Genomic DNA, 25,665 nt, shown 5'->3' with positions numbered 1-25,665 from the left:
GCACGGCTCGATCTGGGATTCTCGGAAGCCTCCCCGCAGGGAAGCGCGCCTCTTGCCGCGCGCCCCGCATGGCGGAGGCCCGTATGGAGATGTGGCATGACGGATCTTCCCACCCGGCCGTCCCCGGCCCTCCCCGATGGGGCCCGCGCCGATGGGGCCCGCGCTGATGGGGCCGCCGCGATCGGCCGGCGCCCGCTGGCGCTGCTCGGGGTTGCCGCGGCCTTCACCCTGGCGGCGCCGCGCCTCGCCCGGGCGCAGGACGCGCTGGCCAAGGCGAAGAGCGCCGGGGTGCTGCATGTCGCCTCGGAATTCCACTTCGCCCCCTTCGACTTCACCGAGGGCGGCAAGCAGGTCGGGCTGAACGCCGATACCTTCGCCGAAATCGGCAAGGAGCTGGGCGTGAAGGTGGAGTTCCAGGACCTGCCCTGGGAATCCGTGCTGCCGGGCCTGGATGCCGGGAACTACGACATGGTGGCCGGCCCCGCGACCATCACCAAGGCCCGCTCCGAACGCTACCGCTTCACTGCCCCCGTGGCGGAGGCGACGGTCGCCTTCCTGAGGCGCGCCAGCGAGAAGGGCATCGCGAAGCCCGAGGACGTGGCGGGCAAGGCGGTCGGCTCCGGCAAGGCGACCTCGCAGCTCGCCCAGACGCAGGAGTTCGTGGGCAAGCTGCCGGGCAAGACGGAGGTGCGGGAATACGTCTCCTTCTCGGAGGCCTATGCCGACCTCGCCGCCGGCCGGATCGTGGCGGTGGGGAATTCCCTGCCCAACATCGCCTATACCGCCAAGCAGCGCCCGAACGTCTTCGCGGTGGTGCTGCCCACCTTCGGCGCCAAGACCTATTTCGGCTTCCTCGGCCGCAAGGACGAGGCCAGCAAGCCGCTGCTCGACGCGGTGGACGCGGCGCTGGACAAGATGCGCACGGATGGCCGCCTGGCGAAGATCCAGGAGAAGTGGTTCGGCCAGAGCTTCGACGTGCCGGCCCGCGTGACCGATCCCGCCGTCTGATCCAGGCGGCCTGACAGCTTGGACGCCGCCTTCCTGGCGGAGGCCTGGCCCGCCCTGTTGCGCGGGGCGGGGAACACCATCCTGGTCTCCCTGGCCGGCATCGCCATCGGCTTCTCGCTCGGCGCGCTGATCGCCGCCGCCGCCACCGCGCGCTCGGCGGGGGCGCGGCTCTTCGCGCGCCTCTACGTCTCCTTCTTCCGCGGCGTGCCGCTGCTGGTGCAGCTCCTGCTCTCCTACTACGCGCTGCCCTTCCTGGGCCTGCACCTCTCGCCCTGGGTGGCGGCGGTGGGCACGCTCGGCCTGTGCTGTGCCGCCTATGCGGGGGAGATCCTGCGCGGCGGGCTTTCCACCGTGCCGAAGCCGGCGCTGGAGGCCGCGCTGCTCGCCGGGCTGACGCCGCGCCAGACCTTCCTGCGCATCCGCCTGCCCATCGCGCTCGCCGCCATGCGTCCGGCCCTGGTGGGGGAGGCGACGATGATCCTCAAGGCCTCCGCCCTGGTCTCGGTGGTGGGCATCTCGGAGATCACCCGCAATGCCCAGGCCATCGCCGCCAGCACCTTCATGCCGCTGGAATCCTATGCGCTGGCGGGGCTCTTCTACCTGGCGCTGAACCTCGTGCTGCTGGGTGTCGGCGCGGCGCGGAGAGGCGCGGCGTGAGCGTCCTCCAGCAATCCTTCGTCGCGGCGCTGAACGGCCTGCCGCTCACCCTGCTGGTCTGGCTGGGTGGTGCCGCGCTGGGCCTCGTGCTCGGCCTGCTGGTCGCCTGCGGCCGGCATCTTGGCCCGCGCCCGCTGGGCTGGGGGCTGGCGGTGCTGGTCGAGGTGATCCGGGGCACGCCCTTCCTGGTGCAGTCCTTCCTGCTCTACTACGGCGGCCCCTTCATCGGGCTGGACCTGTCGCCGGTCCTGGCCGGGATGCTCGCGCTCACCGTCTATGGCGGCGCCTATTATTCCGAGGTCTTCCGGGGCGGCTTCGTCGCCGTGCCGCGCGCGCAGATGGAGGCCGCGCGGCTCGCCGGGCTGAACGGCGCGCAATCCGTGATCCGCGTGCTCCTGCCGGGGGCGGCGCTGGCCGCGTTGCCGGCCCTCGTGAACCTGACCGTGATCCTGCTGAAGGAGACGGCCGTGCTGTCGATCATCACCGTGCCCGAGATCACCTTCCGCGTGACCGGCGTCGGCAGCGCCACCTTCGCCTATGCCCCGGCCATGGCGGTGCTGGCCGTCTTCTACTGGGCGCTGGTGGAGATCATGGCCGAGGCCGGACGCCGCGCCGAGCGTGTCACCGCCCGGCTCCTCGCGGCCTGAAGGAGAGGAAATGAGCGAGCTTCTCCGTGTCGAGAACCTCCAGCGCCGGGTCGGCGATGTGGAGATCCTGCGCGACATCGGTCTTTCCGTGGCGAAGGGTGAGGTGCTGGGCATCATCGGTCCCTCCGGTTCCGGCAAATCCTCGCTGCTGCGCTGCATCGCCGGGCTCGACCCGCTGAGCGGCGGGCGTGTGACGGTCGAGGGCAAGGTGGCCCGGCCCGGCGATGGCGCGATCAGCATGGTGTTCCAGAACTTCGCGCTCTGGCCGCATCTCTCGGCCGAGGAGAACGTCGCCATGCCGCTGCGCGTGGCGCGGAAGATGCCGCGCGCCGAGGCGCGGGAGATCGCGCAGCGCATGCTGGCCCGGGTCGGGCTGGCGCAGCAGGCCGGACGCAAGCCCGCGACCCTCTCCGGCGGGCAGCAGCAGCGCGTGGCCATCGCCCGCACCCTGGCCGCGCGGCCACGCCTGGTGCTTTTCGACGAGCCCACCGCGAGCCTCGACCCGGAGCTGACCACCGAGGTGCTGGACGTGATCCGCGACCTCGCGAAGGACGGGCTGACCATGCTCGTGGTCAGCCATGAGATGGGCTTCATCGCCTCCGTCGCCACGCGCGCCCTGTTCATGGAGGCGGGGAGGGTGCTGGTGGACGGGCCGGCGCAGGAGGTCTTCACCCATCCGGCGGAGGAGCGCCTGCAACGCTTCCTCGCCACCTATCTCGGCCGCGTCGCCTGGGCGGCCGGGTAGCCAGGGAGGAAACAGGACATGTCCGCCACCGACACCCTGCCGGCGGGACTCGCGGCCCAGCTCGACGCGCTGCGCGGGGATTACGAGCGCGACGGCGCCGTCTGCGTCCGCGGCGCCTTCGGCCCCGAATGGCTGGCGATGCTGGACCGGGGGATCGAGCGGAACATGCGGGAGCCCGGCCCGATGGGGAAGCGCTACACCCCCGAGGGCAAGCCCGGCATGTTCTTCGCCGATTACTGCAACTGGCAGCGCATCCCGGAATACGGGGAATTCCTGTTCCATTCCCCGGCCGCCGGGGTCGTCGGGCGGCTGATGGGCTCGCGCAAGGTGAACCTCTTCCACGAGCATGTGCTGGTGAAGGAGCCCGGTACGCTGGAGCCGACGCCCTGGCACCACGACCAGCCCTACTGGACGGTGGACGGCGCCCAGGTCTGCTCGCTCTGGATGGCGCTGGAGCCGGTGCCGAGGGAGGCCGGGGTCGAATACGTCGCCGGCTCGCACCGCTGGGGCCGCTGGTTCCGCCCGAAGCGCTTCGCCGACCAGCAGGACCATCCGACCGACGAGTTCGAGACCATGCCGGACATGGAGCAGGTGAAGCGGGAGAACCGGCTCCTCGGCTGGGACCTGGAGCCGGGCGACTGCGTGGTCTTCCAGGGCCTCACCCTGCACGGCGCGCCGGGCAACCACCTGCCGACCCGGCGCCGCGCCGTATCCTCCCGCTGGACGGGCGACGACGCGACCTATGTGCTGCGGAACGGCTTCATGTCGCCGCCGCCGCTGCCGGGGGCGCCGGAACCGGGCGGGCCGATGGACAGCCCGGTCTTCCCGGTGGTCTGGCGCGGCTGAACGGCGCCGCGCGGCGGCGCCTCAGGGCTGCCGCCGCGGCACCTGGGCGAGGAAGGATTGCAGCTCCGCCGCCCAGAACTTCGCCATGCCCGTGGTGCCGTGGCCGCGCGTTTCCGTGCTGGCGGGGATCAGGAAGACCCGCCCGTTCGGCACCCGCTTCATGGCCTCGGCCATGATCCCGGTTTCCGGCGGGTTGCGCTCGTCATCGGCGGAATTGATGGCGAGGACCGGCGCCTCGATCCGCTCCAGCTTCCCGGACGGGTCATAGTTCGCCGAGGCGTTCCACTGGTAGATGAAGTCGTTGGCGTCGCGCGGCGCGGGCAGGGCCAGCCTTTCGTCCACATACTGGTCGGCCCCGGCATGGGTGGTGCCGCGCGCCTGGAGGTTCAGCGTGCCGCCATTGGTGGCGATGTCGAAGAAGGTGTTGGCCATCCGCAGCGAGGCCGGCTGCGCCGTGTAGTTGCCGCCCTGGTAGGACGGGTCGGCCCGCACCGTCTCGATCAGCATCCGGCGCAGCATCCAGTTGCGCCCGGCCATCGGCGTGGGCTGCGAGGCCATGGGCACCAGGGCATCCATGAAGCCTGGATGGGTCACGCCCCAGGCCCAGCTTTCCATGCCGCCCATCGAGTTGCCGATGACGAGGCGCAGGTGGCGGATGCCCATCCCCTCGGTCAGCAGCCGGTACTGCGCCTGCACCATGTCGCCATAATCGTAGGAGGGGAAATCCGCCTTCAGCCCGTCCGAGGGTTTCGAGGATTTCCCGGCGCCGATCGCATCGGGCAGGATGACGAAGTACTTCCGCGCATCCAGGGCCTGCCCGGGGCCGAACAGCTCCCCCGCGAAGACCGGGCTCAGCAGCCCCGTGCCGGAACCGCCCGTGCCGTGCAGCACCAGCACAGGCTCGCCCGAAGGATCGCCCAGCGTGGCGTAGTGGACACGCATCTCCGCCATGGTCCGGCCATTGCTGAAGCGGAAGTCGCGGGCGATCCAGTCCTTCTCCTGCGCCGCCGGGTAGTCGGCGGCCCGGGCGGCACCGGGCAGCGACCAGGACAGCAGCGCCATCGCCCCCAGGGCCGCGATGCGCGCGACCTGCCTGCGTTCCGGCATGAACCTTCCTCCCTCGTCCCGGTCCGGCCATGGGAGCCGCCGGTCTTTCCGGGAGGGTGCGCCTGGCGCCGCGCGGCGGTCAATTCACCCCCGGGATGCCCCCGCCGCGCCGCTGTCAGGCGAAGGCGATGCCGTGTCCGGAGGCGCTGCCCGTCATCTCGGCCGTCAGCATCTGGTGCTCCGCGCTTTCCGAGAAGGCGAGCAGCACTTCGGAGCGGCTGAGGAGATGCGCGTCGAGATTCGCGGTCCAGTTCGCCAGCCCGCCCGCATCCGGCGCCCGGTGCAGGGCGTTCTCGTAGAGGCGGGTGACGAAGCCGGCATTGTCCAGCCCGGCATAGCCCGCCTGGAATTCCGCGCTGCCCTCGAAGCCCTTTGCGACGCCGGCGAGTGCCAGGGTGCCGCCCTCGATGTTCCCCGTCCAGAACTCCAGCCCGCCCACATCCGGATGGCGGCCGAAGGTGGCGTCGTAGAGCCGGGCGACCTGCAGGGCGGTCTCGTCGGCATCCCAGATCCCCGCCTGCACCGTGGGCGCGGTGCGGGCGATGTTCTCCGGGCTTTCGGAGAAGGCGACGAGCAGGTTCTCGCGCGACATGCCATGGGCGAGGTTGCCGGTGTGGAAGGCCAGCCCGCCGGCATCGGGCGCGCGGCCCAGCACATTGGCGTAGAGACGGGCGACGAAGCCGCTGTCGTCGAGGCTGCCGTAGCGCGCGGCGAATTCCGGGCTGTTCAGGAAGCCGGTGGCGATGCCGGTCAGGCTCTGCCCGCCATCCAGCGCATCGATGAAATGGTTCAGCCCGGTCTGGTCCGGTGACCGCCCCAGCGCCGCGCCATAGAGGCGCATGACCTCCGCCGCCGGGTCGTGCAGGTCGAAGACCATGCGGCCATCGGCGAAGCGCACCTCCTCCACGTCGCGCAGCACCGCTGTCTCGCCGCCCGCATGCAGCAGCAGCGTGCCGTCCGCCTGGACCGCGACATCGCTGCCGCGAAGCCCGATGGCGCCCAGGTCCAGCCGGTCGTGGCCGGCGCCGCCATCGACATGGTTGAGGGCATAGCCGCCGAGCGTCAGCCGGTCGTCGCCCGCGCCGCCCTGGACCAGATGCGCAAGGCCGGGATCGCTGTCGCTCAGCCCGATCTGCGTGCCGCCATGGCCGTCGCTGCCGGCCGTGACGAAATGGCCGGAGCGCAGTTCGGCGAGGGTCAGCACCGCGACCAGCGCGCCCGCCTGCGCCCCGCTGCCATAGAGGCTCATCGTGCCGTTGGCATTGAGCATGCCGAAGCCGATGCTCTCGTTCATCAGGTCGATCGTGTTGCCGATGCCGAAGCCCGCGACGGAGGCGTGGAAATCGCCGGCTTCCTCGATGCTCAGCACGCCCGTCGTGCCCAGGAAGCGCATCGTGACATCCGTGCCGAGCGTGCCGATCCCGGCCATCGCGTTGTCCGCCACCCGGTCGCCCAGGCTGAGCTCCGCCCCTGCCTGGATCGCGAAGCCGCCCGTCCCGGTGATGCTGGCGCTGTCGATCACCAGCGTGCCGCCCTGCGCGGTGATGGTGCCGTTGTTCACCACCGTCCCGCCGAGGCTGCCATGGCCGGTGAAGCGGCCGGTCGCGCCGATGGTCAGCCCGGCGGAATCGAAATCGCCGCCGCCGAGCAGGATGCTGCCACTGTCGGCGATGGTGTTGATCGAGTGGAAGTCGCGCCCGTTCAGCAGCTCCAGGCTGCCGGCGGTGCCGAGGCCGGTCAGCCCCATCTGGTTGATGTTGCCGTTGTAGCCGTTGATTCCGTACTGATCGACGCCTTCCAGCGTGAAGCTCACGGGACCGGAATACCAACGCGTGCCCTTGATGGCCGAGGTCTCGCCATCAAGCACGATATGCGCGTTCGCATCGATGAAGCCGCCGGCCGTCAGCGTCGCGCCGTCATGGGCGATCAGCGTGCCCTTGACCACCGAGTTGGTATAGAGCGCGAGTGAGGCGCCGGACTTCGCCTCCAGCGTGCCATTGTTGGTGAAGGTCTGGGCATAGACCGTCAGCGTTCCGCCCTGGGCCGCGATGGTGCCGTTGTTCTCGATCGTCCAGAAGGCCGAGAGCCCGCGCGCGAAGGTCGCGCCACCGCCGACCGTACCACTTCCCTGCAACGTGCCGTCCACGGTGATCGAGGGGTTCTTGGAATAGCTCTGCGGCGCGATGAAGTTCCCGCCGGCCAGAAGGGCCCAGGCCAGGGAACCGCCCGCCAGCGTCACCACCCCGCCATCGGCCACGTGGAAGCGCCCGTTGGAGATCGTGGCCGTCCCGGCGATCTCCAGGCTGCCGCCGATCTCCGCGCTGTCCGTCCCGCCATTGTGCGCGAGTTCCAGCGTGCTGCCGCGCGGCAGGACCAGATGCCCCGCATCCGCCAGCGATCCCACCGCCACGGCGCCGCTGATCGTGACCGTCCGGCCCGCCGCGATGTCCAGCCGGTCGTCCGTGCTGATGGGGCCGGTCAGGATGGTCCCCTCCGGGCTGAAGCTGCTTGCCATGGTATCACCCCCGTCACGGACCCCGTCGCCCGGCGGTTATCGGGAAAGAATCAGCAGGCGGCCAGATCGAAAACGAAAGAATTCAAGGGGGAAATTCTATTTTTAACAGCAACCTATAGTTGCATTTTCACACCCCGCCGGAGGATTGCGGACAGGCCGGGATCGGCATTCCGGATCCTCCGGCCTAGGATCGCCACAGCACGACAGGGTGGAGGGTTCCCATGGAATATCGCAGGCTCGGCCGCAGCGGCCTGAAGGTGTCGCCGCTCTGCCTCGGCACCATGATGTTCGGCGGCCCCACCGAGGAGGACGTCGCCGGGCGCATCACAGCCCGTGCGCGGGAGGCCGGGATCAACTTCATCGACACGGCGGATGTCTACAATGACGGCCGTTCCGAGGAGATCACCGGCCGCCTGATCCGCGGCGAGCGCGACTGGTGGGTGCTGGCCACCAAGCTCGCCAATCCGACGGGGCAGGGACCCAACGACCGCGGCCTGTCGCGCCGCCACTGCATCCTGGCCGCCGAGGCCAGCCTGCGCCGCCTGGGCGTGGAGGCGATCGACATCCTCTATCTGCACAAGGAGGACCACGCGACGCCGCTGGAGGAAACGGTGCGCGCCATGGCGGACCTCGTGCGCGCCGGCAAGATCCGCCATTTCGGCGTGTCCAACTTCCGCTCCTGGCGCCTGGCGGAGATCTGCCGCCTCTGCGACGCGGCAGGCATCGACCGGCCCGTGGTCAGCCAGCCGCTCTACAACGCGCTGAACCGCATGGCGGAGGTGGAGCACCTGCCGGCCTGCGCCCATTTCGGCCTGGGCGTCGCGTCCTACAGCCCTCTGGCGCGCGGCGTGCTGACGGGCAAGTACCGCCCCGAAGCCGCGCCGGAGGCAGGCACGCGTGCGGAGCGTGCCGACAAGCGCCTGATGGAGACCGAATGGCGGCGCGAGAGCCTGGAGATCGCCCAGCGGATCGCGGAGCAGGCCAGGGCACGGGGCGTCACCCCCGGCCAGTTCGCCATGGCCTGGCTGCTGCACAACCGGCTCGTCACCGCGCCCATCGCCGGACCTCGCACCGAGGCGCAGTGGGAGGAGTATCTCGGCGCGCTGGACTACCGCTTCACGGCGGAGGACGAGGCGCTGGTGGACCGGCTGGTGCCGGCCGGGCATCCCTCCACCCCGGGCTACACCGACCCGGCCTATCCGGTGGAGGGACGCGTGACTGGCTGAGCGGCCCGGTCCGGCGATGGCTTGGGTGGCTTGCGCCCGGGCGGCGCCGGGGCCAGCTAGGGACCCGGCCCGCCCTGGCGCGGGCGCCGCGCCCGCCGATTCCGGCGCCGGGGGCATCCGGGGCGGCCTCCGCCCCGCCCTGGAAACGCGAAAACACGGAAACGCGGCCCCCGCTCCGGCGCTGAGACGCCATAGAATGGAGAGACCCCGGATGTCCGGACGCTTCCTGCACACCATGATCCGCGTCGGCGACCTCGACCGCAGCGTGAAGTTCTACACCGATCTGCTGGGCATGAAGGAGCTGCGCCGCAACGACGTGCCCGCCGGCCAGTACACGCTCGCCTTCCTCGGCTATGGCGAGGGCAACAAGGAGAATGGCGGCGAGATCGAGCTGACCTACAACTACGGCGTGGAGAAGTACGAGATCGGCACCGGCTTCGGCCATCTCGCCGTGGGCGTGCCCGATGTGGCCGCGGCCTGCGAGAAGGTGCGCAACGGCGGCGGCAAGGTGACGCGCGAGGCCGGGCCGGTGAAGCACGGCACCACCATCATCGCCTTCGTCGAGGACCCGGACGGCTACAAGATCGAGCTGATCCAGCGCCCCTGATCCAGCGGTGAGCCCATCGCCCCTGGACGTGCTGACCGGGACGCCCGGCCGCCTGTGGCGGGACGTCCTGGCCGGGACCGAGGATGCCGCCCGCTCGCTCGCCGGGCGGGACAAGGTGCGGCTCGCCGTCACCGGCCTGTCGCGGGCCGGCAAGACGGTGATGCTGACCTCGCTGGTGGCCAACCTGCTGGCGGCGGGCTCGCGCGCCCGCACCCTGCCGGCGCTGGAGGAGGCGGCCGGCGGCCGTCTCCTCTCCGTCCAGCTCGTTCCCGCCGGCACCGAGAACACGCCGCGCTTCGACGCGCTGGCGCATCTGGAATCCCTCGCCGCCGACCCGCCGCAATGGCCGGCGCGGACCGAGGACCTCTCGACCCTGTCCCTGGCGCTCACCATCCGGCGCCGGAACTTCTGGGGGCAGCTCCTGCCCGACCGGCAGGTGACGCTGGAACTGCTGGACTATCCCGGCGAGTGGCTGTTGGACCTGCCGATGTTCAACGGCAGCCATGCCGGCTGGTCCGATGCCACGCTGGCGAGGCTGGAACGCATCCGGGCCGAGCCGGTGCGCGCCTTCCTGGATTTCGCCCGCGCCCTGCCGCCCGCCGCCACGGCGGAGGAGGCGCTGGTCCGCCGTGGCTGGGTGCTCTACCGCGACGCGCTGCGCCACTGCCGCGACGAGCTGGGCCTGCGCTTCCTCCAGCCCGGCCGGGTGCTGAATCCCGGTCCGCGCGGGGAAACGCCGCTGCTCTGGTTCTTTCCGCTGCCGGAGGCCGCGCGGGGCGGGGAGATGGCGGCGCTGCTCGCCCGCCGCCACGACGCCTATCTCCAGGACCAGCGGGCGCATTTCTTCGAGCCGGTCTTCCGCCGCTTCGACCGTCAGGCGGTGTTGGTGGATGTGCTCGGCGCGCTGCATGCCGGGCGCGAATCCTTCGACGACACGGCGGAATCCCTGGCCGCCATCGCCGAGAGCCTGCGCTATGGCGGCTCCTGGCTCGACTGGATCACCGGGGCCGGCGTGTCCCATGTCGCCTTCGCCGCGACCAAGGCGGACCATGTGCCGGAGGCCTCGCGGGAGAACCTCGCGGCGCTGCTGGGCGACCTCGTCTCCGCGCCGCGCGCCCGCGTCCTGGCGGCGGGCGCGGAGGTCTCGGTGCAGGCCATCGCCGCGCTCCGCTGCACGGAGGACACGCTGGCTGAGCGCGATGGCCATGCCGTGCCCGCCGTGCGCGGCGTGCTGCTGGAAACCGGGCGCTGGGCGCGGGTCGATCCCGGGCAGGTGCCCGCGAAACGGCCGGACGAGGCCTATTGGAGCGCGCCCTATTTCGCCATGCCGGTCTTCCGTCCGCCGAGGCTGGAGCCGGGCGGCCATTCCGGCGTTCCGCATCTGGGGCTGGACCGGTTGCTGGCCAGCCTGATCGGAGACCTGCTGTGAGCGACCCGAGGACCCCGCCCGCCGGCCCGCGCGTCATCCTGGAAGACGAGGCGCCATCCCGCCCCGACGAGCGCCTGGACCTGCGCTGGGAACAGGCGGTGGTGCCGGTGGCGGAGCCGCGTATTGGCGGCTGGTCCAGCCTCAGCCTCGCGGCAACCGGCGTCTCCTCGCTGATCCTGGGCCTGTCGATGCTGGACGCGGCGAATTTCGTCGCCTCGCAGTTCGCGCGCGGCCCGGTCCTGGGCGGCCTCACCCTGCTGGTCGCGGTCTTCGGCTTCGGCCTGATCTTCTGGGCCGGGCTGCGGGAGGTCCGCGCCCTGGCCGCGCTGGACGCGGTGGACCGGACGCGGGAGGCCCTGGCCACCGGCGACCTCGGCCGCGCCAAGGCGGATGTGATCCGCTGGGCGGCGCGGGTGCCCGCCGCCCGTGACATCCTGCCGGCGCTGCGCGAGGCGCCGGACATCCCGACCCTGCGCGCGTTGCTGGAGGCCGGGCCGCTGCGCGCCCTCGATGCCCAGGCCATCAGCCTGGGCCGCACGGCGGCGGTGCAGGCTTTCGCCGCCACCGCCATCAGCCCGTCCCCCGCCTGGGATGCCCTCGTCTTCGGCTGGCGCGCGGTGCGGCTGGTGCGGCAGGTCGCGGCGCTGCACGGGCTGCGCCCCGGCATCGCGGGCACGGTGGCGCTGCTGCGCCGCTCGGCCTTCTCCGCTGCCACGGTCGCGGCCACCAACGTCCTGGCCGATGCGGCGACGCGCGCGGTGGTGTCCAACCCGCTGGTGGAGAAGCTGGCGGGCGAGGCCGCCACCGGAGCCGTCGCGGCGCGGCGCATGCTCTCCCTGGCCCGTGCCGCCGCCGCGGCCTGCCGCATCGTGCCCGCGCCCGGCTCGCCCTCGCCTGCCGCCGGAGGGCAGGGGGAGCGCTGAGGCGCCAGCCTCCGAAGCGTTCCGCCCCGTCCGGCGTTCCGTTGGGAATACCACCGCCGCCGGGACGCGGCCGCGACAGGAGCCGACCGCCCATGACGCTTCGACGCCATCTCCTCCTCGCCCTGGCCGGAGGGGCCGCCGCCGGCGGTCTCGCCGCCCGTGCCCTGGCCCAGCAGGGTCCGGGCCAGCTCCCGGGCATGGGGCCGCAGCCGGACCTGCCCTCGCCGAACACGGCGCACCGCGTGGTCAACCGCTCCCATGGCGGCGGCTGGCCCGCCGGGCGGACGCCACGGGCGCCCCAGGGCTTCACGGTGGCGGCCTATGGCACCGGACTCGACAACCCGCGCATGATCCTCCCGCTGCCGGGCGGCGAGGTGCTGGTGGCGGAGGCGCCGCGCGCCAACCGGATCACCCTGCTGCGGGGCCAGGGCCGTGACGGCGCCGCGGCGGAACGCCTGGTGCTGCTGGACGGGCTGAACCGCCCCTTCGGCATGGCGGTGCTGGGCGACACGCTTTTCGTCGCCAACACCGACGGGCTGCTGCGCTTTCCCTGGAATGGCGGGCGCGGGAAGATCACGGCGCGGGGCGAGAAGATCCTCGACCTACCGGCCGGCGGCTACAACAACCACTGGACGCGCAACCTGCTGCCGGCGCGGGACGGGCGCAGCCTCTTCATCAGCGTGGGTTCCGGCAGCAACGTGGCCGAGCACGGGCTGGAGAACGAACGGCGCCGCGCCTGCATCCTGCGGGTGGACCTGGACGGCTCGAACGAGCGCCTCTTCGCCAGCGGGCTGCGCAACCCCGTCGGCATGGCCTGGGAACCCGGCTCGGGCGAACTCTGGACCGTGGTGAACGAGCGCGACAACATCGGCGACGACCTCGTGCCCGACTACCTGACCCATGTGCGGCAGGGCGGCTTCTACGGCTGGCCCTACAGCTATTTCGGGCAGCACGCCGACCCGCGCCTGCGGGATCGCATGGGCAACCGGGAGCGGGAGATGGTGGCCCGCGCCATCGTGCCGGATTATGCGCTCGGGCCGCACACGGCCTCGCTCGGGCTGGATTTCTCGGCCGGCAGTGCCTTCCCGGCGGAGTGGCGCGGCGGTGCCTTCATCGGCCAGCGCGGCTCCTGGAACCGCGCGGCCTTCGCCGGCTACCGCGTCATCTACCTGCCCTTCGCCAACGGGCGCCCGAACGGCCCGGCGCGGGATTTCCTCACCGGCTTCATGGCCGATCCGGAAACCGGGCAGGTCAATGGCCGCCCGGTCGGCGTCGCCATGGATGCGGCGGGCGCCCTGCTGGTGGCCGATGACAGCGGCAACACGGTCTGGCGCGTCACCGCCACGGGCTGACGCGAGGGGGGCAGGGCACCCCCAGCCCGCTCACCCGAAGCGGAAGCCGGACAGCGCCTTGCCCATCACCCGGTCGTGGTAGTCGCGCTGGCCGATATCCTCCCCGGCGGCTCCCGCGGCGAAGAGCAGCGGGATCAGGTGCTCCTCGCGCGGGTGGCAGGCACGGGCGCCGGGGGCCTGTTCCCACCCCAGCAGCAGCCGGTCGCGCTGCGCGGGCGCCGCGGTCACGGCCTCTCCGAGCCAGTCGTCGAAGACCACCGAGACCTCGTCGTTCACGCCATCCGGCCGCATGAAGTGCCGCAGGTTGTGATAGGTCATGCCGGTCGCCACGATCAGCACGCCCTCGTCCCGCAGCGGCGCCAGTGCCCGGCCCAGGGCGAGATGCTCCGCCGGGTCCAGATCGTCGCGCACGGACAGTTCCACCACCGGGATCTCGGCCTCCGGGAAGGCCAGCAGGAACGGGATGAAGACGCCATGGTCGAAGCCGCGCGCGTCATCTCCGGCGGATTCGATCCCGGCCTGCCCCAGCAGCTCCCGCACCCGCGCCGCCAGTTCCGGCGAACAGGGGGCCGGGTAGCGCAGCTCGTAGGTATGCGGCGGGAAGCCGTAGTAGTCGAAGATCAGCGGCGGCCGCGTGCCGGTGGTGACGGTGGGCATCGCCGTTTCCCAGTGGCCAGACACGACCAGGATGGCCTTCGGCCGCGCGGGCAGGCGCTGCGGGATGCCGCGCAGGTGCTCCGCCATCCGGTCCCAGGTCTTCGGCCAGTCCATGAAGAAGCAGGGGCCGCCGCCATGCGGGATGAAGATCACGGGCTGGCGGGGGGCAGGGGTGGTCATGATGATCCGTGTCTCCGTATCCGTGGGGGACGGGCCGCCGGGGAAGGCAGCCCGCACCCCCGTTTCATCAGGCATGCGCCGGCAGGCGCGCCGCGGCGGGCAGCGGGGTCGGCTTCAGCGCCAGGGCGCCATCGCCCAGCAGGGCCTGGGCGAAGAGGGCCAGGGCCCAGAAGGCGGGAAATTCCCAGCCGCCGCCGGCATTGGTGAAGAAGAACCCGTTGGCGCCGTGCACGCTGAAGATGGCGCCGAGCAGGACGGGGATCAGCACCAGCGCCGCCAGGCGGGCCCAGACGCCGAGGATCAGCGCCACGCCGCCGAGCACCTCGACAGTCATGGTGGCATAGGCGAGCGCCGGCGGCAGGCCGAGCTTGCCGAAAAAGGCGGCCGTGCCGGCGGGGGTGAAGACGAAGATCTTCAGCCCGGCATGGGCCAGGAACAGCACGCCGAGCGATAGCCGGAGCAGGAGGGCGGCCCAGGGGGCGGTGCGGGCGTCGGTCATCAGGGGAGGGGTCTCCGTTGGAGGATCGTTGCCGGGGGAGATGCACCCTCGCCAGCCGTGCGATAATCCCGCTATTCCGGAACTCACTTCATACCAGGAGAGTGAGATCCATGCTGGACCGCGTGACGGGGATGGAGGTCTTCGCCCGGGTGGCTGGGATGGGCAGCTTCTCCGCCGCCGCCCGCGCCCTCGGCCTTTCCCAGACCATGGTGACCAAGCATGTCGCGGCGCTGGAGGAACGCCTGGGTGTGCGGCTCCTCCACCGCACCACCCGCCGGCTCTCCCTCACCGAGGCCGGGCGTAGCTTCCTCGATTCCTGCCTGCGCCTGCTGCCGGAGATCGAGGAGGCCGAGCGCGCCGTTTCCGCCGACCGGCTGGAGCCGCGCGGCCTGCTGCGGCTGAACGCACCGGTCTCCTTCGGCACGCGGCATGTGGCGCCCCTGCTGGCGGCGTTCGGCCGCCTGCATCCGCGCGTGACCGTGGAGTTGGGCCTGAACGACCGTCTGGTGGATCTGGTGGAGGAGGGTTGGGACCTCGCCATCCGCATCCGCCGCCTGGGCGACAGCAGCCTGGTGGCGCGGCGCCTGGCGCCGGTCCGCATGATCGTCTGCGGCGCTCCCTCCTACCTCGAAGCGCGGGGCATCCCTGCGCGCGTGGAGGAACTGCGGCGCCATGCCTGCCTCGGCTACACGTTGTCGGAGGCGGTCGGAGCGGAACGCTGGGTGTTCGGCACGCGCGGGGAGGTCTCGGTGCCGGTCGGCGGCAGCCTCCGCGCCAACAACGGCGATGCGCTGCGCGAGGCGGCGATCGCCGGGCAGGGGCTGATCTACCAGCCGGTCTTCCTGCTGGACGAGGCCCTGCGGGATGGCCGGCTGGTCGGGATCGCGCTGGACCATCCCCCCATGGGCTGGCTTGGCATCCATGCGGTGCAGCCACCCCTGCCGGCGGGGGCGGGGCGGCAGGCGCCCGCCAAGACACGGGCCATGGTCGATTTCCTGGCCCGGGCCTGGGTGCCTGAGCCACCCTGGGAGCGGAACCTGCCGCCGATAGTGGACTGAACCCACCCGGAAAAAGACGGCACCGGGTGCCGGCGGTTTGCTCGCGTCCCCAAATGACGCATCCGGCAGATGACTTGGTGGCGTGGCTCATTCGCATCGCGGTTTTTACGTGTTCTTTATGCGGGCAGCCCATGCGGCGAATATCGTCTTTACGCAGCCAGACCTATTCTTCCCTCATGCCAAACACACGCATGGCGGCGCCCGCGCCCCGGCCCTCCCAGGCTTCCACGCGCCCGGAGGCTCCGCTTCCCCTGGCTCTGCTCAGCCGTCCCGCGCGGCTGCGGCGCATGATCGCTCCCGGCGCGGCGCCGGCCGGCGATCTGCTCGACGCGGTGGAGACACAGCCGCATGACCGCGTGCTGATCATCGGCGGCAGCAGCGCGGATCTGCTCTGTGCCACGGTGCGCCGGGGCTGCCGTTCGGCCACATGCCTCACCGACCCCCCGGCGTATCCCGCCGCGGCCGAGGTCGTGGTGGCGCCCCACCTGCACAGCGAGGACGAGGCCCTGTCGGTGGCCCGGTCCGCCCGCCACGCCCTGGCCGATGGCGCGTCCGGTGGCCGCCTGGCCCTGCGCCTGCTCGGCGAAAAGGCGCGGAGCGCGGCCCTCTCCCTGGTCCGGCGCCTGCGCAGCGATGGCTTCAGGGCCGTGCATGCCGCGTCCGGGCCGGATGGTGCGGTGGTGGTGACCTGCCGCCTGCACACGCCGCTGTCAGGCCGTCCGCCGGTCCGCTGAGGAATGACGATGATGCGTCAAGCCTCAGCACATCTCCTGCCCCGTCTGGAGGGCTGGATTCCAGCCCTGGCCACGCCCTTCCGCCCCGGCGACGGGGAGCTGGACGAAGCGGCCCTGGCCCGGCTGGCGGAACGCTGCGTCACGCGCGGCGCCTCCGCCGTGGTGGTCTGCGGCAGCACCGGCGAGGCGGCCGCGATGACGCCTGTCGAGCAGGCCAGGGCGCTGCGCGTCGTGTCCGAGGCGGTCGGCCACCGGGCGGAGGTGGTCGCCGGCATCGGCGGCGGCTGCACCCAGGCCGCGGTGGAACTCGCCGCCACCGCAGCCCGGGGCGGCGCGACGGGCCTGCTCTGTGCCGCTCCGCCCTATATCCGGCCAAGCCAGGATGGCATCCGCGCCCATATCCGGGCCGTGGCCGCCGTCAGCGGCCTGCCGCTCATCCTCTATGACGTGCCATCGCGGACGGGTGTCGCCATCGCCGACGAGACCGTGGCCTCCCTGCGCGACGACGGGCTGGTCCAGGCCTTCAAGGACGCCACGGCGGATATCGGCCGCCCGGCGCGGCTGCGCCGACTCTGCGGCGGGGATTTCCCGCAGTTCTCGGGCGACGACGCCACCGCCGTGCCGCATCTGCTGGCGGGCGGGGCGGGGTGCATCTCGGTCACCGCCAACCTGCTGCCGGCGCTCTGCACCGCCCAGTACCGGGCCTGGACGGCCCGTGACACCGGGATGCTCGCCGCGCTGCACCAGAGCCTTTCACCGCTGCACGAGGCGCTTTTCGCGGAAAGCAATCCTGTGCTCCTGAAGGCGGGGCTGGAGAGGCTGCGGCTATCCGACAGCCGGCCGCGCCTGCCCCTGATCCGCGCCCGCGCGGAAACCCGGATGGTGGTGGAGCGGCTCCTCGGCGCGCTTCTTCCGCACGAGGAACTGCTCGCGGCCGGGGACATGCCTTTCCCGGCGTCCTGCCCCGTCCATCCGGGCGGGGATGCGGGCATCGGCAGGCTCCACTAGGAGCGAGGCTGCGCGGGGGCCTGCCACACACACGGGCGCGCCATCCCTCCCGGCAGAGGGGCGGGAGGGATGGCGCGGTTCAGGCGGCCCGGATGCGGCGCAGGCTCTCCTCGCGGCCCAGGGCCAGCAGCACCGCGTCGATCGGCGGCGACTGGGTGCGCCCGGTCAGCGCCGCGCGCAGCGGCTGCGCCAGGGCACCGAGCTTCACGGCCTGCGCCTCGGCCTGCTCGCGCAGCAGCGTTTCCAGCGCCGGGCCGTCCCAGGCCACCGTCTCCAGCGCCCCGGCCAGGATGGCGAGCCGCTCCCGCGATTCCCCGGTGAGCTGCCCGGCCGCCTTCGCGTCGGGCTCGGGACGCTCCAGCACGAAGGCGGCGCCGTCGGCCATCTCCTCCAGCGTGCGGGCGCGGGGCTGCAGGCTGGGCACCAGGGCGCGGACCCGTGCCGCGCCGGTGTCGTCGATCGGCAGGCCCCGCCGGGCGAGGCGCGCCATCACCTCCCGCGCCAGCCGGTCGGGATCGGCATCGCGGATATAGACGCCGTTCACATGCGCCAGCTTGGTATAGTCCATGCGGCTGGCCGAGCGGCCCACATCGCTGAGCTCGAAGAGCGCGATGGCGCGGTCGCGCGGCACGATCTCCTCGTCGCCATGGCCCCAGCCGAGGCGAAGCAGATAGTTGCACACCGCCTCCGGCAGCAGCCCCTGGTCGCGGAACTCCAGCGCGCCCACCGCGCCGTGGCGCTTGGACAGCTTCGCCCCGTCGGCGCCATGGATCAGCGGGATATGCGCGAAGTCCGGCCGGTCCCAGCCCATCGCGTCATAGATCATGATCTGGCGGAAGGTGTTGGTCAGGTGGTCGTCGCCGCGGATCACATGCGTGATCGCCATGTCGTGGTCATCGACCACCACGGCATGCTGATAGGTCGGCGTGCCGTCCGAACGCAGGATGATCATGTCGTCCAGCTCGGCATTGTTCACCCGGACCTCGCCCTGCACGAGATCGCGGATCACCGTCTCCCCTTCGCGCGGCGCCTTGATGCGCACGGCACCGGCCATGCCCGGCGGCGCCTCGGACGGGTCGCGGTCGCGCCAGCGGCCATCGTAGCGGGGCGGGCGGCCCTCCTTCATCGCCTGCTCGCGCATCGCGGCCAGTTCCTCGGCCGTGTCGAAGGCGAGATAGGCCTTGCCCTCGGCCAGGAGCTGCCGCGCCACCTCGGCGTGCCGCGCCTCGCGGGCCGACTGCATCACCGGCGGCTCGTCGGGCGAGAGGCCGAGCCATTCCAGGCTTTCCAGGATCTGCCGCACCGCTTCCGGCGTGGAGCGTGCCTTGTCCGTGTCCTCGATGCGCAGCAGGTACTGCCCGCCATGGTGCTTGGCGAAGAGGTAGTTGAACAAGGCGGTGCGGGCGCCCCCGATATGGAGGTAGCCCGTGGGGGAGGGCGCGAAGCGCGTGCGGACGGTCATTCCGGCTGATTAGCACCCTGTCCGGACGGGTTTGAAGACGGCGCGCCGCTGTCGCTGGAATGCGGCGCGGACGTGACGGCCCTGGGCCGGGCCGGAGGTGATCCGATCACGGAGAGTTGCGCTCTGACCCGGAATGAAACAACCTTGGGTTGTTGTCCTCCACCTTTCTCCTCGCCCCGGACCGGCAGGCCCGGACCGGCCTCGCCACGCGCCTGCGCGACGGGTTCCAGGCCCTGTTGCAGGCCGAGTGGAGTCGCGTGCCACCCTGGTTCGCCGTCGCCCTCGGCACCGGGATCCTCCTGTACTTCGCCCTGTCGCGGGAACCTTCCGAGGCCTGGCTGTGGCTGCCCGCGCCCCTGCTGCTCCCGGCGCTCTGGCTGCGTCGGCGGGCGCCGCTGCCCGCCCTGCTGCTGGGCCTGGCCGGGACCGTCGCGCTGGGCTTCTCCATCGCCCTCTGGGCCCGGGTCAGCCTGCCGCCCGTGCCGGACCTGCCGCGCCGGGCGGTGATCCTGGTGGGGAGCGTGGATTCGGTCGAACGCCTGCCGGGCGGAAGACGCGTCCTGCTGACCGGGGCGACCCCCGGCGAGGGACAGCCGGCGCTGGAGCGCAGCCTGCGCCTCCGGCTGAAGAAGGGCGACGAGACGCCGATCTCGCCGGGCGACCGGCTGCGGGTGCGCGCCCTGTTGCGGCCGCCGCCGCCGCCCTCGGCCCCCGGTGCCTGGGACTACCAGCGATCCGCCTTCTTCGACGGCAGTGCCGGCAGCGCCTCGGCCCTGGCGCCCGTGGAGCGGCTGGAGGCGGCGCCGTCCTCACCGGGCGGGAGCGGCTTCTCCGGGCTGCGGAGCCTGCTGGAACAGCGCGTCCTCGCCGTGCTTGGCAGCGGTGCGACGAGCACCGTGTCCAGCGCCATGCTCACCGGCAGCCAGACGCCCATCCCGGACGAGGCCGTGGCGGCGATGCGCGACAGCGGCCTCGCCCATCTGCTCTCCGTGTCCGGCCTGCACGTGGCCATCGTGATCGGCCTGGGGATGAGCGTGGTGCGGCTGCTGGTGGCGCTGGTGCCGCCCCTGGCCCTGCGGGCGGACAGCAAGTCCGTGGCGGCCGCGGCGGGGCTGCTGCTCGGCACGGCCTATACGGTGCTCACCGGATCGCAGGTGCCGATGCTGCGTTCCCTGGCCATGGCCGCCCTGGCCACGGTGGCGGTGCTGCTGGGGCGGCGGGTGGTGTCGCTGCGCGCCTTGGCCCTGGCCGCCGCGCTGGTGCTGGCCTGGCAGCCGGCGGCGCTGCTCGGCCCCTCCTTCCAGATGAGCTTCGCCGCCGTGCTGGCGCTGATCGCGGGGTGGGAGGCGATGCGCGGGCCGCTGGACCGCCTGCGGGGGCAGGGCGAGGCCTGGCGGCGGGGGCTGGTGGCGGTGCTCGGCCTGACCCTCACCTCGCTGCTCGCCGGGCTGGCCACCACGCCCTATGGCCTGCACCATTTCGGCCGGCTCCAGCTCTATGGCGTGGTGGCGAATGCGGTGGCGGTGCCGGTGACGTCGCTGCTGGTGATGCCGGCGGGGATGCTGGCGGTGCTGCTGATGCCCTTCCGCCTGGAATGGCTGGCGCTGGTGCCGATGGGCTGGGGCACCGACCTCGTGCTGGCCACGGCCCGCCGCGTCGCGTCCTGGCCCGGCGCCACCGCCATCGCGCCGCCGATTCCCGCCTGGGGCCTGCTGCTGGCGAGCTTCGGGATGATCTGGCTCTGCCTCTGGCGCACGCGCTGGCGCTGGGCGGGGGTGCCGCTGATCCTGTTCGGCCTGTTCTCCGCCCCGCTGGTGCCGCGGCCCGACCTGCTGGTCTCGGCCGATGCGCGGCTGATCGCCTATCGCAGCCCCGAAGGCGTCTTCCTGGCGCGTGGCTCGGGCAGCAACGGCTTCACCCGTGACAGCTGGTTGCGCGACTGGGGGGAGGCGGGCTTCGCGCCGCTGCCGGAGGAAGGGGAGAACGTGGCGGCCGGGCTGAGCTGCGCCGCCGGCCACTGCCTACTGCGGCCCCATCCGGGGGGGCCGGCGATCGCCCTGTTGCGCAAGGTGAAGACGCGCCGGGGCGTGGCGCCGCCGCCGATCCGGATGGAGCCCTGGTGCGACAGCGTCGCGGCGCTGGTCTCGGCCGAGCCGATCCGGGGCCGCTGCCGTGCCGGCCGGACCTCGCCGCTGGTGGTGGACCGTTTCAGCGTCTGGCGCGACGGCGCCCAGGCCGTGTTCCTGGCCCCCGACGGGGCAAGGGTGGTTTCGGACCGGATGCTGCGGGGCGAGCGCCCCTGGGTGCCGCCTGTCCCGAAGCCGAGGCCGCGCGAGGCCCCGGCCAGGGAGGATGAAGGCGGGCCGGACATGGCCGCCGAACCCGCGGAGCCGCCGGAAGAACTCCCCGGCGAGGATCAGTAGCGGCGCAGCAGCCCGACCAGCGTGCCCTGGACCTTCACCCGGTCGGGGCCGAAGATCCGCGTCTCGTAGCTGGCATTGGCGGGCTCCAGGGCGATGGAATTGCCCTTGCGGCGGAGGCGCTTCAGCGTGACCTCCGCATCGTCCACCAGTGCCACGACGATGGTGCCGTTCTCGGCCGTATCGCCCCGGCGGATGATCACCGTGTCACTGTCGAGGATTCCGGCCTCGACCATCGAATCCCCGGAGACCTCCAGCGCATAGTGCTCGCCGCCCGTGAGCAGCGAGGCCGGGACCTCCACGCTGCCGCCGGTGTCGCGCAGCGCCTCGATCGGCTGGCCGGCGGCGATGCGGCCATAGAGCGGGAGCTGCACGACGCTGTGCTCGGCCGGGGAGGGCACCCCCGCCAGGTTCGGCGCGAAGTTGCCACGGATGACGTTGGAGGCGCCACCGGACGATCCGGCGGGGCCCGCCGCTGCCGCGCGGGACGGCGTCTTGCCGGGGGCGAGGCTGTCGGGCAGCCGCACCACCTCCAGCGCCCGGGCCCGGTGCGCGCGGCGCTTGAGGAAGCCGCGTTCTTCCAGCGCCGTGATCAGGCGGTGGATGCCGGACTTCGAGCGCAGGTTGAGGGCCTCCTTCATCTCCTCGAAAGAGGGCGAGAAGCCGGTCTGGCGCAGGTGCCGGTCGATGAAGACGAGAAGCTCGTGCTGCTTCCGCGTTAGCATGGCGCATCTCCCAACCGGGCGGCGAACAAAGAGGAAACGTTATCTGCTTGTTCTAGATAAGTTCCTGGCTTGTCGTCAAGTTTATCCCCGGATTCCACAGGTGTTCCGCCATCACGGAAGGGTCAGGGAGGGGCCGGTTCAGACCCCGAGCGCCGCGAGGTCGATGATTTCCACCGTCCCGCCCGCCGCCAGGGCCGGGGCGTGCGGCGCCCGCAGCACCAGCGCATCGGCACGGGCCAGGGTCTTGAGCATCGAGCTGTCCTGCGCGGCGAAGGGGGTGGCGACGGGCAGGTCCGCGCCCGTGGCCTCCAGGCTCGCGCGCAGATAGTCCTCCCGCCGGTCGTTCTCCGGCAGGTCGCGTCCGATCCGGGCCAGCCGGGTGGGCGCGGGGCCGGCGGGCAGGCCGGAGAGGCGCGCGATGGCCGGGCGCAGGAACAGCACGCCGCAGACCAGCGCCGAGACCGGGTTGCCCGGCAGGCCGAGCAGCGGCACGCCGCGCAGATGCCCCCAGATCAGCGGCTTGCCGGGACGCATGGCGATCCGCCAGAAATCCAGCGCGAAGCCCTGCGGCCCCAGTGCCGACTGCACGAGGTCATGCTCCCCGACGCTGGCACCGCCTGTGGTGGCGAGCAGGTCGCAGCCTTCCGCCGCCGCGGCCGCCATGGCGATGGCCGCGGAATCATCCCCGACGATGGGCAGGATCACGGGGTCGCCCCCGGCGCCGCGCACCAGGGCGGCCAGGGCATGGGCGTTGGAGGACACGATGCCGCCCGGCGGCAGCGGGTCGCCGGGCAGGGCGATCTCGTCGCCCGTGGCCAGGATGCCGATCCGGGGCCGGCGGTGCACGGTCAGCCAGGCATGGTTGGCGGCGGCGGCGAGGCCGATATCCCGCGCCGTGAGTTGCCGCCCGGGGGAAAGCAGTTCCTCTCCAACGGCGAAGTCCAGCCCGCGCCGCCGGATCCAGCGCCCGGGGCGCACGGTTTCCCGCACGGTGACGCGGTCGCCCTCGGCGGTGGCGTCCTCCTGCAGCAGGATGCCGTCCGCCCCTTCCGGCACGAAGCCGCCGGTGAAGATCCGGACCGTCTCGCCCGGCCCGACCGTGCCGGCGAAGGGATGGCCCGCCGGCGCGGCCCCGGTTACCGCCAGGGTGGCACCCTCCACCGCCTCGGCGGCCCGCACGGCATAGCCGTCCATGGCCGAGACGTCAGCGGGCGGCTGGGTCAGGCGTGCCGCCACGGGCGCGGCCAGGACACGGTTCCAGGCTTCCGGCAGGCTGACCGTCTCCGCCGGGACGGGGGACAACGCATCCAGGATTCGCCGCAGCGCCTCGGAAACCGGGATCATCCTCGCTGGAACCCTTTCAGTCGGCCTCGAAAGTGCCGGACTTGCCGCCCGACTTGTGCACCACGCGCACCGCCTCGATCCGCATCCCCCGGTCCACCGCCTTGCACATGTCATAGACGGTCAGGGCCGCCACGGTGGCGGCGGTCAGCGCCTCCATCTCCACCCCGGTGCGCCCGGCGGTGGAGACGGTGGCGGCGATCTCCACCGTATCGGGCTCCACCGGTTCCAGGTCGAGCTTCACGGAGGTGAGGGGCAGGGGGTGGCAGAGCGGAATCAGGTCGGCGGTGCGCTTGGCGGCCATGATGCCGGCGAGCCGCGCCACGCCCAGCACGTCGCCCTTGCCGGCACGGCCCTCGCGGATCAGCACCAGGGTTTCCGGCCGCATCACCACGCGGCCACGCGCGGTGGCGCGACGCTCGGTGACCGCCTTGGCCGAGATATCGACCATCGCGGCCTTTCCGGCCGCGTCGAAATGGGTGAGGGGCCCCTGGCTATCCCTTGCGGGGCCTTCCGGCTCGTCGCCGCTCAACCGGCCTCGATCAGCGCCCGGGCCGCCGCTCCCACATCCGGCTGGCGCAGCAGGTGTTCCCCGACCAGCAGGCAGCGCGCCCCGGCGGCGGCCATGCGGCGCACGTCGTCGGGCGTGCGGATGCCGCTCTCGCCGACCGGGATGCGGTCGGCGGGGATCAGCGGGGCGAGGCGCTCCGTCACCGCGATATCCGTCCGCAGCGTGCGCAGGTCGCGGTTGTTCACCCCGATCAGCCGTGTCTCCAGCCCCAGGGCCCGGTCCAGCTCGCGCTCGTCATGGACCTCGGCCAGCACGGACATGTCCAGGCTGCGCGCCGTGTCCTCCAGCGCATGAGCCTGCTCGTCGGTGATGGCGGCCATGATCAGCAGGATGCAGTCGGCCCCGGCAGCCCGCGCCTCAAGGACCTGATAGGGGTCGAGCATGAAGTCCTTGCGCAGCACCGGCAGCTCGCAGGCGGCCCGCGCTTCGGCGAGGTATTCGAGGGAGCCGCCGAAATGCGGCGCATCGGTGAGAACGGACAGGCAGGCGGCGCCGGCATCGCAATAGGCCCGGGCCAGCTTCGCGGGGGAGAAATCCTGGCGGATCAGCCCACCGGAGGGGGAGGAGCGCTTGATCTCGGCGATCAGGCCGGTGCGGCCCTCGCCCAGGAACTTGCACAGCGCCCCGGTGAAGGAGCGCGGTGCCGGGGCGGCGGTGGCGCGCCGTTCCATCTCGGACCGGGAGATCTCGTGCATCCGCGCCTGCACCTCCACGGCCTTCTCGGCCATGATCCGGGCGAGGATGTCGGGCATGTCGCGGTTGGCGGCACTGCGGGTCTCGGGGGCCGCGAGCGTTGAGGCTTGGTCCATGGAACGGTTTCCTGCGGCGTATGACGCCGCCTCGTCAAGTTCCGGCCGCCGCCCGGGTTGCATGGAAGGGTCTGCACGAACCGGGGCGCGCGGGGGCGGGGGTGGTCAGGGTGCGGTGGCGGTGCGGAGGCGCTCCAGCACGCCGCGCGCGGCGCCCTGGTCGATGGATGCGGCGGCCATCCGGGCCGCCTCGCGCAGATCGTCGCTCCGGCCCGCCACCACAAGGGCGGCGGCCGCGTTCAGAACCACGCAGTCGCGATAGGGGCTGGCGACACCGTCCAGCAGCGCCAGCAGCGCCGCCGCGTTGCGCTCCGGATCGCCGCCGCGCAGGGACTCCACGGGGGAGACCGGCAGCCCCACATCCCCCGGCGAGACGGTGAATTCCCGCAGGTGCCCGTCGCGCAGCTCCACCACCTGGCTGGGGCCGCTGACGGTCAGCTCGTCCAGCCCCTGGCCGTGCACGAGCCAGGCATGCTCGCTGCCCAGGCGCCCCAGGGCCTCGGCCATCGGGCGCAGCCATTGCGGGGCGAAGGCGCCGGTCATCTGGCGCGTCACGCCGCCCGGATTGGCCATCGGCCCCAGCAGGTTGAAGATGGTGCGGGTGCCGAGTTCCACGCGCGGCCCGGCGGCGTGGCGCAGGGCGGCGTGATGGCGCTGCGCCATCAGGAAGACCATCCCGGCCTCGCGGATCACCGCCGGGATGCGCTCGAAGGGGATGTCGAGATTGACCCCCAGCGCCGAGAAGGCATCCGCCGTGCCGGAGCGCGAGGACTGGGCCTTGTTGCCATGCTTGGCCACCGGCACGCCACAGCCCGCGACCACCATGGCGGCGGCGGTGGAGATGTTCAGCGTCCCCGCCCCGTCGCCGCCCGTGCCGACGATGTCCACCGCGCCGGGCGGCACCTCGGCGGGCACCATGCGGGCGCGCATGGCGCGGACGGCGCCGGCCATCTCGGCCACCGTCTCGCCCCGCAGCCGCATGGCCATCACCAGCCCCGCGATCTGCGCCGGGGTGGCCTCGCCGTTCATGATGATGCCGAAGGCCCGCTCCGCCTCATCCTCGTCCAGCGTCTCGCCCTGGGCGAGGCGCGCCAGCACCGGCTTGAGGGAGGTCTCGCTCATGGCCGGCCCCTTCCCGG

The 25,665-nt window shown here is 72.3% G+C and carries 24 protein-coding genes; 14 read left to right on the top strand and 10 right to left on the bottom strand.

Going from position 1 to position 25,665, the window contains the following annotated elements:
• Positions 1 to 96 precede the first annotated feature (96 nt).
• From RGI145_RS09245 to RGI145_RS09225, 5 genes are read left to right on the top strand one after another with little or no spacing between them, the layout of a single operon-like run.
• The gene (locus RGI145_RS09245; RefSeq protein ID WP_208863951.1) at positions 97 to 1,008 is read left to right on the top strand and encodes a transporter substrate-binding domain-containing protein; all 912 of its coding nucleotides are present in this window, start codon (positions 97 to 99) and stop codon (positions 1,006 to 1,008) included.
• Positions 1,009 to 1,026: 18 nt separating this feature from the next.
• Complete coding sequence (locus tag RGI145_RS09240) at positions 1,027 to 1,665, top strand: amino acid ABC transporter permease (RefSeq protein WP_027281429.1); 639 nt, start codon at positions 1,027 to 1,029, stop codon at positions 1,663 to 1,665.
• The gene (locus RGI145_RS09235) at positions 1,662 to 2,312 is read left to right on the top strand and encodes an amino acid ABC transporter permease (RefSeq protein ID WP_027281428.1); all 651 of its coding nucleotides are present in this window, start codon (positions 1,662 to 1,664) and stop codon (positions 2,310 to 2,312) included. The genes RGI145_RS09240 and RGI145_RS09235 overlap by 4 nt, the downstream gene beginning before the upstream one ends.
• Positions 2,313 to 2,322: 10 nt before the next feature.
• Positions 2,323 to 3,057, top strand: coding sequence for an amino acid ABC transporter ATP-binding protein (locus RGI145_RS09230; RefSeq protein WP_075798130.1), 735 nt, complete (start codon positions 2,323 to 2,325; stop codon positions 3,055 to 3,057).
• Between the two features lie 18 nt (positions 3,058 to 3,075).
• Positions 3,076 to 3,903 (top strand): phytanoyl-CoA dioxygenase family protein, encoded by an 828-nt coding sequence (locus RGI145_RS09225; RefSeq protein ID WP_075798129.1) that lies wholly within the window; start codon positions 3,076 to 3,078, stop codon positions 3,901 to 3,903.
• A 21-nt stretch (positions 3,904 to 3,924) separates the two neighbouring features.
• Here the strand turns inward: RGI145_RS09225 and RGI145_RS09220 are convergent, their stop codons facing one another.
• Both RGI145_RS09220 and RGI145_RS09215 read right to left on the bottom strand, forming a co-directional pair.
• Positions 3,925 to 5,010, bottom strand: a complete 1,086-nt coding sequence (locus tag RGI145_RS09220; protein ID WP_075798128.1) for an alpha/beta fold hydrolase — start codon at positions 5,008 to 5,010, stop codon at positions 3,925 to 3,927.
• A 115-nt stretch (positions 5,011 to 5,125) separates the two neighbouring features.
• Entirely contained in the window at positions 5,126 to 7,525 is a 2,400-nt protein-coding gene (locus tag RGI145_RS09215; protein WP_075798127.1) for a DUF4214 domain-containing protein, read from the bottom strand.
• 221 nt (positions 7,526 to 7,746) lie between these two features.
• Here RGI145_RS09215 and RGI145_RS09210 point away from each other — a divergent pair, with 221 nt between their 5' ends.
• The 5 genes from RGI145_RS09210 to RGI145_RS09190 all read left to right on the top strand — a co-directional run bounded on the left by RGI145_RS09210 (position 7,747) and on the right by RGI145_RS09190 (position 13,062).
• Entirely contained in the window at positions 7,747 to 8,751 is a 1,005-nt protein-coding gene (locus tag RGI145_RS09210; protein ID WP_075798126.1) for an aldo/keto reductase, read from the top strand.
• Between the two features lie 211 nt (positions 8,752 to 8,962).
• Entirely contained in the window at positions 8,963 to 9,358 is a 396-nt protein-coding gene (gloA, locus tag RGI145_RS09205) for a lactoylglutathione lyase (RefSeq protein ID WP_027281423.1), read from the top strand.
• 7 nt (positions 9,359 to 9,365) lie between these two features.
• On the top strand, positions 9,366 to 10,787 hold the full coding sequence (locus RGI145_RS09200) for a YcjX family GTP-binding protein (RefSeq protein WP_083670577.1): 1,422 nt from the start codon (positions 9,366 to 9,368) through the stop codon (positions 10,785 to 10,787).
• On the top strand, positions 10,784 to 11,710 hold the full coding sequence (locus RGI145_RS09195) for a DUF697 domain-containing protein (RefSeq protein WP_075798125.1): 927 nt from the start codon (positions 10,784 to 10,786) through the stop codon (positions 11,708 to 11,710). Before RGI145_RS09200 ends, RGI145_RS09195 begins: the two co-directional genes overlap by 4 nt.
• A gap of 92 nt (positions 11,711 to 11,802) precedes the next feature.
• The gene (locus tag RGI145_RS09190; RefSeq protein ID WP_075798124.1) at positions 11,803 to 13,062 is read left to right on the top strand and encodes a PQQ-dependent sugar dehydrogenase; all 1,260 of its coding nucleotides are present in this window, start codon (positions 11,803 to 11,805) and stop codon (positions 13,060 to 13,062) included.
• 30 nt (positions 13,063 to 13,092) lie between these two features.
• Here RGI145_RS09190 and RGI145_RS09185 read toward each other — a convergent pair whose 3' ends face one another.
• Both RGI145_RS09185 and RGI145_RS09180 read right to left on the bottom strand, forming a co-directional pair.
• Positions 13,093 to 13,899: a DODA-type extradiol aromatic ring-opening family dioxygenase gene (locus tag RGI145_RS09185; RefSeq protein WP_075798123.1), complete on the bottom strand. Its 807-nt coding sequence runs from the start codon at positions 13,897 to 13,899 to the stop codon at positions 13,093 to 13,095.
• Between the two features lie 67 nt (positions 13,900 to 13,966).
• A complete protein-coding gene (locus RGI145_RS09180; RefSeq protein WP_075798122.1) occupies positions 13,967 to 14,398 on the bottom strand; it encodes a DoxX family protein in 432 nt (143 codons plus the stop codon).
• 110 nt (positions 14,399 to 14,508) lie between these two features.
• Here RGI145_RS09180 and RGI145_RS09175 point away from each other — a divergent pair, with 110 nt between their 5' ends.
• The 3 genes from RGI145_RS09175 (at position 14,509) to dapA (ending at position 17,198) form a co-directional block, all read left to right on the top strand.
• On the top strand, positions 14,509 to 15,456 hold the full coding sequence (locus RGI145_RS09175) for a LysR family transcriptional regulator (protein WP_075798121.1): 948 nt from the start codon (positions 14,509 to 14,511) through the stop codon (positions 15,454 to 15,456).
• 287 nt (positions 15,457 to 15,743) lie between these two features.
• Positions 15,744 to 16,190, top strand: coding sequence for a hypothetical protein (locus RGI145_RS09170; RefSeq protein WP_156878484.1), 447 nt, complete (start codon positions 15,744 to 15,746; stop codon positions 16,188 to 16,190).
• 9 nt (positions 16,191 to 16,199) lie between these two features.
• A complete protein-coding gene (gene dapA / locus RGI145_RS09165; RefSeq protein WP_075798119.1) occupies positions 16,200 to 17,198 on the top strand; it encodes a 4-hydroxy-tetrahydrodipicolinate synthase in 999 nt (332 codons plus the stop codon).
• Between the two features lie 79 nt (positions 17,199 to 17,277).
• On the opposite strand, the gene gltX is transcribed toward dapA, so the two are convergent.
• Positions 17,278 to 18,660 carry a glutamate--tRNA ligase gene (gene gltX / locus RGI145_RS09160; RefSeq protein ID WP_075798118.1) on the bottom strand — a complete coding sequence of 461 codons (1,383 nt, stop codon included), beginning with the start codon at positions 18,658 to 18,660 and terminating at the stop codon, positions 17,278 to 17,280.
• Between the two features lie 152 nt (positions 18,661 to 18,812).
• Between gltX and RGI145_RS09155 the strand changes: the two genes are divergently transcribed.
• Positions 18,813 to 21,083, top strand: a complete 2,271-nt coding sequence (locus RGI145_RS09155) for a ComEC/Rec2 family competence protein (RefSeq protein WP_075798117.1) — start codon at positions 18,813 to 18,815, stop codon at positions 21,081 to 21,083.
• Here RGI145_RS09155 and lexA read toward each other — a convergent pair.
• The 5 genes from lexA to trpD all read right to left on the bottom strand — a co-directional run bounded on the left by lexA (position 21,077) and on the right by trpD (position 25,648).
• Complete coding sequence (gene lexA / locus RGI145_RS09150) at positions 21,077 to 21,805, bottom strand: transcriptional repressor LexA (protein WP_075798116.1); 729 nt, start codon at positions 21,803 to 21,805, stop codon at positions 21,077 to 21,079. The genes RGI145_RS09155 and lexA overlap by 7 nt on opposite strands.
• A gap of 138 nt (positions 21,806 to 21,943) precedes the next feature.
• Complete coding sequence (locus tag RGI145_RS09145) at positions 21,944 to 23,149, bottom strand: molybdopterin molybdotransferase MoeA (RefSeq protein ID WP_075798115.1); 1,206 nt, start codon at positions 23,147 to 23,149, stop codon at positions 21,944 to 21,946.
• 16 nt (positions 23,150 to 23,165) lie between these two features.
• The gene (moaC, locus tag RGI145_RS09140) at positions 23,166 to 23,597 is read right to left on the bottom strand and encodes a cyclic pyranopterin monophosphate synthase MoaC (RefSeq protein ID WP_237183253.1); all 432 of its coding nucleotides are present in this window, start codon (positions 23,595 to 23,597) and stop codon (positions 23,166 to 23,168) included.
• Positions 23,598 to 23,674: 77 nt separating this feature from the next.
• Positions 23,675 to 24,526: an indole-3-glycerol phosphate synthase TrpC gene (gene trpC, locus RGI145_RS09135; protein WP_418314501.1), complete on the bottom strand. Its 852-nt coding sequence runs from the start codon at positions 24,524 to 24,526 to the stop codon at positions 23,675 to 23,677.
• 105 nt (positions 24,527 to 24,631) lie between these two features.
• Positions 24,632 to 25,648, bottom strand: coding sequence for an anthranilate phosphoribosyltransferase (gene trpD / locus RGI145_RS09130; RefSeq protein WP_075798113.1), 1,017 nt, complete (start codon positions 25,646 to 25,648; stop codon positions 24,632 to 24,634).
• Between the last annotated feature and the right edge of the window lie 17 nt (positions 25,649 to 25,665).

This window comes from Roseomonas gilardii, from assembly GCF_001941945.1.
In the GTDB taxonomy this organism is placed as follows: Bacteria; Pseudomonadota; Alphaproteobacteria; order Acetobacterales; family Acetobacteraceae; genus Roseomonas.
Note: the sequence above shows the minus strand (reverse complement) of the source record. Positions and strands in the feature narration are given on the sequence as shown.

Coding starts and splice junctions, on each gene's coding strand:
- RGI145_RS09245 (WP_208863951.1), top strand. CDS start 97: ATGACGGATCTTCCCACCCGGCCGTCCCCGGCCCTCCCCGATGGGGCC.
- RGI145_RS09230 (WP_075798130.1), top strand. CDS start 2,323: ATGAGCGAGCTTCTCCGTGTCGAGAACCTCCAGCGCCGGGTCGGCGAT.
- RGI145_RS09225 (WP_075798129.1), top strand. CDS start 3,076: ATGTCCGCCACCGACACCCTGCCGGCGGGACTCGCGGCCCAGCTCGAC.
- RGI145_RS09220 (WP_075798128.1), bottom strand. CDS start 5,010: ATGCCGGAACGCAGGCAGGTCGCGCGCATCGCGGCCCTGGGGGCGATG.
- RGI145_RS09215 (WP_075798127.1), bottom strand. CDS start 7,525: ATGGCAAGCAGCTTCAGCCCGGAGGGGACCATCCTGACCGGCCCCATC.
- RGI145_RS09210 (WP_075798126.1), top strand. CDS start 7,747: ATGGAATATCGCAGGCTCGGCCGCAGCGGCCTGAAGGTGTCGCCGCTC.
- gloA (WP_027281423.1), top strand. CDS start 8,963: ATGTCCGGACGCTTCCTGCACACCATGATCCGCGTCGGCGACCTCGAC.
- RGI145_RS09190 (WP_075798124.1), top strand. CDS start 11,803: ATGACGCTTCGACGCCATCTCCTCCTCGCCCTGGCCGGAGGGGCCGCC.
- RGI145_RS09185 (WP_075798123.1), bottom strand. CDS start 13,899: ATGACCACCCCTGCCCCCCGCCAGCCCGTGATCTTCATCCCGCATGGC.
- RGI145_RS09180 (WP_075798122.1), bottom strand. CDS start 14,398: ATGACCGACGCCCGCACCGCCCCCTGGGCCGCCCTCCTGCTCCGGCTA.
- RGI145_RS09175 (WP_075798121.1), top strand. CDS start 14,509: ATGCTGGACCGCGTGACGGGGATGGAGGTCTTCGCCCGGGTGGCTGGG.
- RGI145_RS09170 (WP_156878484.1), top strand. CDS start 15,744: ATGATCGCTCCCGGCGCGGCGCCGGCCGGCGATCTGCTCGACGCGGTG.
- dapA (WP_075798119.1), top strand. CDS start 16,200: ATGATGCGTCAAGCCTCAGCACATCTCCTGCCCCGTCTGGAGGGCTGG.
- gltX (WP_075798118.1), bottom strand. CDS start 18,660: ATGACCGTCCGCACGCGCTTCGCGCCCTCCCCCACGGGCTACCTCCAT.
- lexA (WP_075798116.1), bottom strand. CDS start 21,805: ATGCTAACGCGGAAGCAGCACGAGCTTCTCGTCTTCATCGACCGGCAC.
- RGI145_RS09145 (WP_075798115.1), bottom strand. CDS start 23,149: ATGATCCCGGTTTCCGAGGCGCTGCGGCGAATCCTGGATGCGTTGTCC.
- moaC (WP_237183253.1), bottom strand. CDS start 23,597: ATGGTCGATATCTCGGCCAAGGCGGTCACCGAGCGTCGCGCCACCGCG.
- trpC (WP_418314501.1), bottom strand. CDS start 24,526: ATGGACCAAGCCTCAACGCTCGCGGCCCCCGAGACCCGCAGTGCCGCC.
- trpD (WP_075798113.1), bottom strand. CDS start 25,648: ATGAGCGAGACCTCCCTCAAGCCGGTGCTGGCGCGCCTCGCCCAGGGC.